Raw genomic sequence first — 8018 nt, 5'->3', positions numbered from 1 at the left:
CGTCACGAGGAAGTTCGGCGGGCTGGTGGCCAACAACGCCATGAGCCTCACCGTGAAGGCCGGCGAGATCCTCGCGCTGATCGGCCCCAACGGCGCGGGGAAAAGCACCATGTTCAACCAGATCTCGGGCGTCGACACCCCGACCTCGGGCGACGTGCTGTTCCTCGGCAAGCCGGTCGCCGGGCGCGGCTCGCGCGAGATCGCCCGCATGGGCATGAGCCGCACCTTCCAGCACGTGAAGCTCCTGCCGACCATGAGTGTGCTCGAGAACGTCGCGATCGGCGCCCACATGCGCGGGGGCAAGGGCGTGTTCCCGGCCGCGTGGCGCATGGACCGCGCGGAAGAAGCGCGCCTCCTGAACGAAGCGGCGCGCCAGATCGAGCGCGTGGGCCTCGCCGAGCACATGTTCGATGCCGCCGGCAGCCTCGCGCTGGGCCAGCAGCGCATCCTCGAGATCGCCCGCGCGCTCGCCGCCGACCCCTGCCTGCTGCTGCTCGATGAGCCGGCCGCAGGCCTGCGCTTCAAGGAGAAGCAGGCGCTCGCCGAACTCCTCAAGAAGCTCAGGGGCGAAGGCATGGGCATCCTGCTGGTCGAGCACGACATGGACTTCGTCATGGGGCTCGTCGATCGCGTGGTCGTGATGGAGTTCGGCCAGAAGATCGCCGAAGGCCTGCCCGAGGAAGTGCAGCAGAACCCGGCGGTGCTCGAAGCCTATCTCGGAGGTGTGGAATGAACGGCATGAGCGTGGAGATCGACATGATCGGACAGACCCTCGACAGCGCCCCCGCCACCCCGCGCACGGTGCTCGAGGTGCGCGACCTGTGTGTGGCCTACGGCAAGGTGGAAGCCCTGTCGAACGCCAACCTGCGCGTCGGCGAAGGGCAGATCGTGACCGTGATCGGCCCCAACGGCGCGGGCAAGACGACGATGCTTTCCGCCATCATGGGCCTGCTCGATTCGCGCGGGCAGGTGACGTTCGATGGCGAAGTCGAGTACGTGCCGCGCGTCGAACGCATGGTCGCGCGCGGCATGAACCTCGTGCCCGAGAAGCGCGAACTCTTCGCCGAGATGAGCGTCGAGGACAACCTGCTGCTGGGCGCCTTCCAGCGCTACCGCTCCGGCAAACGCGACCACGCCGAGACGATGCAGGAGGTGTTCCACCTCTTCCCGCGCCTCGAGGAGCGCAAGGCGCAGCTCGCGGGCACGCTCTCGGGCGGCGAACGCCAGATGCTCGCGGTGGGCCGCGCGCTGATGGCCAAGCCGAAGCTGCTGATGCTCGATGAACCGAGCCTGGGGCTCGCGCCGCTGATCGTGCGCGAGATCTTCCGCATCATCGGCGAGCTGCGCCGGCGCGGCGTGTCCATCCTGCTCGTCGAGCAGAACGCTCGCGCGGCGCTGCAGGTCGCCGACTACGCGTATGTGCTGGAGACGGGCGAGATCTCGATGGAAGGGCCGGCCAAGCAGCTCGCCGACGATCCGCGCGTGATCGAGGCCTATCTGGGACTGGGCGGGAAGCACCAGGACCGGCTCGCGGCCTGATCCCTTTTTGCTTACGACCGCCTGCGCCGGACGACGCGGGCGGGTGGTGCTGTGCCCGTCGTCCGCTCACGAAAACACAAATACGAGAAAAGGAGGAGGCATGAAAGGGATTCGGATCGCTGCAGGGTTTGCCGCGCTGGGAGCATTCGCCGGACCGGCGCTGGCGCAGTCGAACGTCACGGTCTACGGCGCGATGGACATGTTCGTCGGGCGTGCGCGCGGGGAGCACAAGAGCCTCACGGTGCTCGACAGCGGCGGCCTCGAGCCGAGCCGCATCGGTTTTTACGGCACCGAGGATCTGGGCAATGGCCTGAAGGCGCTGTTCCGGCTGGAAAGCGGTCTCGCCGTCGATACCGGCGGTACGGTGCCGCCGGGCGTGCTGTTCAGCCGGCAGTCCCTCGTCGGCCTGCAGGGCGCGTTCGGGACGGTTACGGCCGGGCGCCAGCATTCGCCGGGGTACTGGACGTCGCTGTTGCGCTACGACGCGCTGATGGGCGGGCCGTTCTCGCCCGTGACCGCGCTCGCGGCGCAGGGGAGCATGAGCATCGTATCGACCGGGCCGGGGCGGATGAACAACTCGATCAACTGGAACTCGCCGAACTGGGGCGGGCTGACGGTCAGCGCGATGTATGGCCTCGGGCAGGAGAGCACGGTGAACCGCAATGCGGGCGAGTTCGCCGGCGCCAGCATCAACTACGCGAACGGCCCGTTGTCGGTCGGCTACGTGTTCCATCGCCTCGACACCAGCACCGCCGCCGCGCCCATCGTGGACCGGCGCCAGCGCGAGCACATGATCGGGGCCTCCTACGACTTCAAGCTCGTGAAAGTGATCGGCAGCTATCAGTCACTGGACGGCGACGTGGCAGCGGAGGCACGGTTGTGGAATCTCGGCGCGCGCATTCCCGTGGGGGCAGCGGGCAACGTGCAGGTCGCCTACGCTGCCTACAGGTCGGATGCGAGCCAGTCGGATTCCCGTTCGTGGGCCCTCGGCTACAGCCATGATCTTTCCAAGCGCACGGCGCTGTACGGGCGCGTGATCCGTGCCGACAACGACGACGCGGTGGCGCGCAGTGTGTACAACGGCCTGGCCGAGCGCGGCGGTGCGACGACGCTGTTCGGCGTCGGCATGCGGCACAGTTTCTGAGGATTGTGCTGGGTTTCCGGCCGCGGATGTCCGTGTGCCGGAACACCGCGCAGGGGGGCGCGGGAAAGCTGACAAACTAGTCTAACAAGTGTTTGACAAGTGAGATTAGTGCTGCTAACTTTCACACCATGCCGACCCGTTTCGAGGTTCGGCGCCAGAGCGGCCCCAGCCGCCACCCAATCGACCCGACACGGTCGGGCGCAAAGACACCAAAGGAGTGAGTGAACATGCAGGTCAAGAAACTCGCAGTGCTGTGCTCGCTGGCCGCCGCCTCGTACGTCTCGCCGGCCATGGCCGACATCACGATCGGCATCTCGCTGTCGGCGACGGGACCGGGCGCCTCGCTGGGCATCCCCGAGAAGAACGTGTTCGCACTGCTGCCGACGCAGATCGGCGGCGAGAAGGTCAATTTCATCGTGCTCGACGATGCGACCGATCCGACCGTGGCGACGAAGAACGCGCGCAAGCTGGTCAGCGAGGACAAGGTGGATGTGCTGGTGGGCTCCTCGACGACGCCGGCGACCGCCGCGATCGCCGAGGTGGCCACCGAGAGCGCGACGCCGCAGGTCACGATCAGCCCGGTGTCGCTGCCGGCCGAGCGCAACAAGTGGGTGTTCCGTACCCCGCAGCAGAACAGCGTGATGGCCGCGGCGGTCGTCGGGCACATGAAGCAGACCGGCGTGAAGACGCTGGGCTTCATCGGTTTCTCGGATGCGTACGGCGAGGACTGGCTGGCTTCGGTGAGCGCCAAGGCCGCAGAGGCCGGGATCAAGCTGGTCGCGACCGAGCGTTTTGCGCGTGCGGATACCTCGGTGAGCGGTCAGATCCTGAAGCTGGTGTCCGCGCGGCCGGATGCTGTCCTCGTCGCCGGCTCCGGCAGTCCCGCCGCGCTGCCGCAGACCACGCTGGTCGAACGCGGCTACAAGGGGCAGGTCTATCAGACCCACGCGGTCGCGAACCAGGCCTTCCTCAAGGTCGCGGGCAAGGCGGCCGACGGTGTGATCATCCCGGTCGGGCCGGTCGTGGTTGCGGACCAGATTCCCGATTCCCATCCGTCGAAGGCAATGGGCAAGGGCCTCGTCGCGAAGTACGAGGAGAAATATGGTGCGGGCTCGTTCTCGTCCTTCGCCGGTCATGCCTTCGATGCCTGGCGCCTGATCGAGCAGGCGGTGCCGGTCGCGATGAAGAGCGCCAAGCCGGGTACCCCGGAATTCCGCGCCGCGCTGCGCGATGCGCTGGAGGGGAACAAGGAGGTCATCGCCAGCCACGGTGTCTACAACATGACGGCGAACGACCATTTCGGCCTGGACGAGCGCTCGCACGTGCTGGTGAAGATCGACAGCGGCAACTACAAGCTGATCAAGTAAGCAGCGCACGCGGGGACGATTCATGAGCACTGCACGCAACGAGATCGACGCGATGTTCGCGCGCCCGGTCGTCAATGTCGAACAACGCCCCGACGGCAGCCGTGTGCTGCGCTCGGGCATCCCGCTGCCGCAGACCTATGCGCGCTGCGTCGGCGAGTGGCTGGAGCACTGGGCGCGGGAGGCGCCGGAGCGCGTGTTCCTCGCCGAGCGCAACGCGGCGGGAGAGTGGGACAAGCTCACCTACGGCGAGGCGCGCCGCCGCGTGGTGGCGATCGCGACCTGGCTGTTGGGGCAGAACCTGTCCGCCGAGCGGCCGGTCGTGATCCTGTCCGACAACTCGATCGAGCATGCGCTGCTGATGTATGCGGCGATGCACGTCGGTGTGCCTTCGTGCGCGATCTCGACCGGCAACTCGCTGATGTCGAAGGACCACGCCAAGCTGAAGGGCAACATCGAGCTGATGCGGCCGGGCGTGGTCTATGCCGACGACGTGGCGCGCTTTGCCGCGGCGATCGAGGCGATCCGCCCGCTGCACGACGGTGTCGTGCTCGCGGGCCGGCGCAGCGGGGAGGTGGCGGGATGCGTGGCCTTCGCTGACATCGAGGCGAGTGGTGGCAAGGGAAGCGGCGACGAGGCGGCGGTGATGCGCGCCTTCGATCGCATTACGCCGGACACGACCGCCAAGTTCCTGTTCACGTCCGGTTCGGTCGGCACGCCCAAGGCGGTCATCAACACCCAGCGCATGCTGTGCGCGAGCCAGCTGGCGAAGGAGCTGGTGTGGCCCTTCCTCAAGGACGAGCCGCCGGTGCTGCTGGATTGGCTGCCGTGGAGCCACACCTTCGGCAGCAATCACAACCTGAACATGGTGCTGCGCTGCGGCGGCAGCCTCTACATCGACGACGGCAAGCCGGTACCGGCGCTGCTCGGGAAGACGCTGCGCAACATCAGGGAGGTGTCGCCGACGATCTACTTCAGCGTGCCGCGCGCCTACGACATGCTGGTGCCCGAACTGCGCCGTGACGCGCAGCTGCGCGAGGCCTTCTTCGGACGCCTGCGGCTGATCTTCTACGCCGGCGCGGCGCTGCCGCAGCACCTGTGGGCGGAGCTGGAGAACCTCTCTGAGGAGTCCATCGGGCGGCGCGTCGCGATGGTGTCGTCGTGGGGTTCGACCGAGACCGCGCCTCTCGCGACCGACTGCCATTTCCAGGCCGTGCGTTCGGGCGTGATCGGGGTGCCGGTGCCGGGCGTCGAACTGAAACTGGTGCCGTCGGCGGACAAGCTGGAAGTGCGCGTGCGCGGGCCCAACGTGTTCCCCGGCTACTGGAAGCAGCCCGAGCTGACGGCGAAATCCTTCGACGATGAAGGCTTCTACCTGATCGGCGATGCCGTCGAGTTCGTCGATCCGGCGCGTCCCGAAGAGGGGCTGCTGTTCGACGGCCGCGTCGGCGAGGACTTCAAGCTGCTGACGGGGACCTGGGTGCATGTCGGCGCGCTGCGCGTGAAGGGGATCGACGCGCTGAAGCCGGTCGCCCAGGACATCGTCGTGACCGGTCACGACCGCGACGAGATCGGCTTCCTGGTCTTCCCGAACGTCACCGAGTGCCGTTCGCTGTGCCCCGGCCTGCCTGCCGATGCGCCGGTGGAGCAGGTTCTGGCGAATCCCGCGGTGCTGGCGCGGGTGCGCCTGGGCATGACTGCGCTGGCGCAGGGCGGGGGCGGGTCTTCGATGGTGCCGACGCGCGCGCTGCTGATGGCCGAACCGCCGTCGGTGGAGGCAGGCGAGATCACCGACAAGGGCTACATCAACCAGCGCGCAGTGCTGGCGCGGCGCGCGGATCTCGTCGCGGCGCTGTACGCCGAGATGCCGGACAAGAGCGTCATCACGGCATGAACCGGAGGCCGCCCGAGGGCGGTCGGAAAAACGAAAAGGATCGCCCCATGAGCGAACAACTGGTCAAGACCTCGTTCGAGGACAACATCTACACGGTCATGCTCGCGCGCCCGGAAAAGCGCAATGCGATCAGCGACCGCCTCCTGAGCGCCATCGACGCCGCCTTCGCCGCTGTGCCGGAAGGTACGCGGGTGATCGTGCTGGGCGGCGAGGGGCAGCACTTCTGCGCCGGGCTGGACCTCACCGAGCACCAGCATCGCGACCCCTTCGGCGTGATGCAGCACTCGCGCGGCTGGCACCGCGTGTTCGACCGCATCCAGAACGGCGGCATCCCGGTCGTCGCGGCGCTGCACGGCGCGGTGATCGGCGGCGGCCTGGAGCTGGCGACGGCGACCCACGTGCGCGTGGCCGAGCCGAACACGATCTACCAGTTGCCCGAAGGGCGCCACGGCATCTTCGTCGGCGGCGGTGCGTCGGTGCGCGTCGCGAAACTCATCGGCGCCGGGCGGATGTGCGAAATGATGCTCACCGGCCGCATCCTCGAATCCGACGAAGGCCAGCGCCTCGGCCTGTCGCACTACCTCGTCGGCCCCGGCGAGGCGCTGGCGAAGGGGCAGCAGCTTGCGCGCCGCATCGCCGAGAACGCGCCGATGGCGAATTGGGCGATGGTCAGCGCCGTACAGCGCATCGACAACCTGGCGAGCGACGACGGGTTCTTCGTCGAATCGCTGACCGCCGCACTCACACAGACCAGCCCGGAAGTCGCCGAGCGCATCGGGCACTTCCTGCAACGCAAGGGACAGGGACCGCAGCGATGACGAATCCTTACGCAGCATCCGAAGCCGCCGCGCAGGCGCGCGCCTACGACGACATCTGGCTGGTGGCGGGGCAGCGCACGCCTTTCGCCGACTACAACGGCCCGTTGCGCGACGTGTCGCCGACCGACCTGGGCATCTTCGCGGCGCGCGCGCTGTTCGAGCGCAGCGGCATCCCGGCACGCGAGGTCGATGCGATCGTCGCCGGCAACATGGCGCAGGCGAGCTTCGACGCATACTTCCTGCCGCGCCACATCGGCCTGTACGCGGGCGTGAATCCGGCCGTGCCCGCGCTGCTGGTGCAGCGGCTGTGCGGCACCGGCTTCGAGACCATCCTCGCGGCGGCCGACCAGATCACGCTGGGCAAGGCGAAGGTCGCGCTGTGCGTGGGCACCGAGTCCATGTCGCGCAACCCGATCGCCGCCTATACGCATCGCGCCGGCTTCCGCATGGGGCAGCTCGATTTCCGCGACTTCCTGTGGGAAGCGACCAAGGACACGGCGCCGGGCGACAGCATGGGCGACACCGCCGAGAACCTCGCCAAGCGCTACGGCATCTCGCGCGAGGAGGTCGACCACTTCGCCGCGCAGAGCTTCGCGCGTGCGTGCGCCGCGTGGGAGTCGGGGTACTTCGCGGACGAGGTGGTGCCCGTCGTCAATGCGAAATGGGACCTGCCGGGCTACAACCCGCGCGCGCTGAAGCTCGCCGATCGCGCCGAGTGCGTGGACCGCGACGGCCACGTGCGTCCGACCTCGCTCGAAACGCTGCAGAAACTGAAGCCCGCGTTCGGCGGCGTGCAGACCGGCGGCAACAGCTCGGCGATCGTCGACGGCGCGGCCGCGGTGATCGTCGCGCACGGCGACTGGGTGCGGGCGCATGGCGTGAAGCCGCTGGCGCGTATCGTCGCGGGCGCCTCGGTCGCGGTGCCGCCGGAGATCATGGGCATCGGCCCGGCGCCGGCTATCCGAGTGGCCGCGGCGCGGGCGGGATTGAAGGTCGGCGACCTGGGGCGCATCGAGATCAACGAGGCCTTCGGCGCGCAGTACCTCGCGTGCGAGAAGGAGCTCGGGCTCGACCGCGACAAGACCAACGTGCATGGCGGCGCGATCGCGATCGGGCATCCGCTGGGCGCGTCGGGCGTGCGTTTGACGACGACAGTGGCGCGCGAGCTGCACGAGGCCGGCCTGCAGTTCGGCGTGTCGTCCGCGTGCTGCGGCGGCGGGCAGGGCGTGGCGATCGTCGTCGAGAACAGCAACGCGTAG

The 8018-nt window shown here is 68.3% G+C and carries 7 protein-coding genes; all 7 read left to right on the top strand.

Going from position 1 to position 8018, the window contains the following annotated elements; translation table 11 throughout:
* Nucleotides 1–733 (top strand): ABC transporter ATP-binding protein (locus F464_RS0111250; RefSeq protein WP_018989910.1); only part of this gene is annotated, 733 nt, incomplete at its 5' end.
* A gap of 5 nt (nt 734–738) precedes the next feature.
* Nucleotides 739–1539: an ABC transporter ATP-binding protein gene (locus F464_RS0111245; protein WP_408605230.1), complete on the top strand. Its 801-nt coding sequence runs from the start codon at nt 739–741 to the stop codon at nt 1537–1539.
* 100 nt (nt 1540–1639) lie between these two features.
* Nucleotides 1640–2683: a porin gene (locus tag F464_RS0111240; protein WP_018989908.1), complete on the top strand. Its 1044-nt coding sequence runs from the start codon at nt 1640–1642 to the stop codon at nt 2681–2683.
* Between the two features lie 227 nt (nt 2684–2910).
* Nucleotides 2911–4050 (top strand): ABC transporter substrate-binding protein, encoded by a 1140-nt coding sequence (locus F464_RS0111235; RefSeq protein ID WP_018989907.1) that lies wholly within the window; start codon nt 2911–2913, stop codon nt 4048–4050.
* A 22-nt stretch (nt 4051–4072) separates the two neighbouring features.
* Nucleotides 4073–5941 carry a feruloyl-CoA synthase gene (locus F464_RS0111230; protein WP_018989906.1) on the top strand — a complete coding sequence of 623 codons (1869 nt, stop codon included), beginning with the start codon at nt 4073–4075 and terminating at the stop codon, nt 5939–5941.
* A gap of 47 nt (nt 5942–5988) precedes the next feature.
* Nucleotides 5989–6759 carry a crotonase/enoyl-CoA hydratase family protein gene (locus tag F464_RS0111225; protein ID WP_018989905.1) on the top strand — a complete coding sequence of 257 codons (771 nt, stop codon included), beginning with the start codon at nt 5989–5991 and terminating at the stop codon, nt 6757–6759.
* Entirely contained in the window at nt 6756–8018 is a 1263-nt protein-coding gene (locus tag F464_RS0111220) for a thiolase family protein (protein ID WP_018989904.1), read from the top strand. The genes F464_RS0111225 and F464_RS0111220 overlap by 4 nt, the downstream gene beginning before the upstream one ends.

The organism is Aromatoleum toluclasticum ATCC 700605 (assembly GCF_000378245.1).
Taxonomy (GTDB): domain Bacteria; phylum Pseudomonadota; class Gammaproteobacteria; order Burkholderiales; family Rhodocyclaceae; genus Aromatoleum; species Aromatoleum toluclasticum.
Note: the sequence above shows the minus strand (reverse complement) of the source record. Positions and strands in the feature narration are given on the sequence as shown.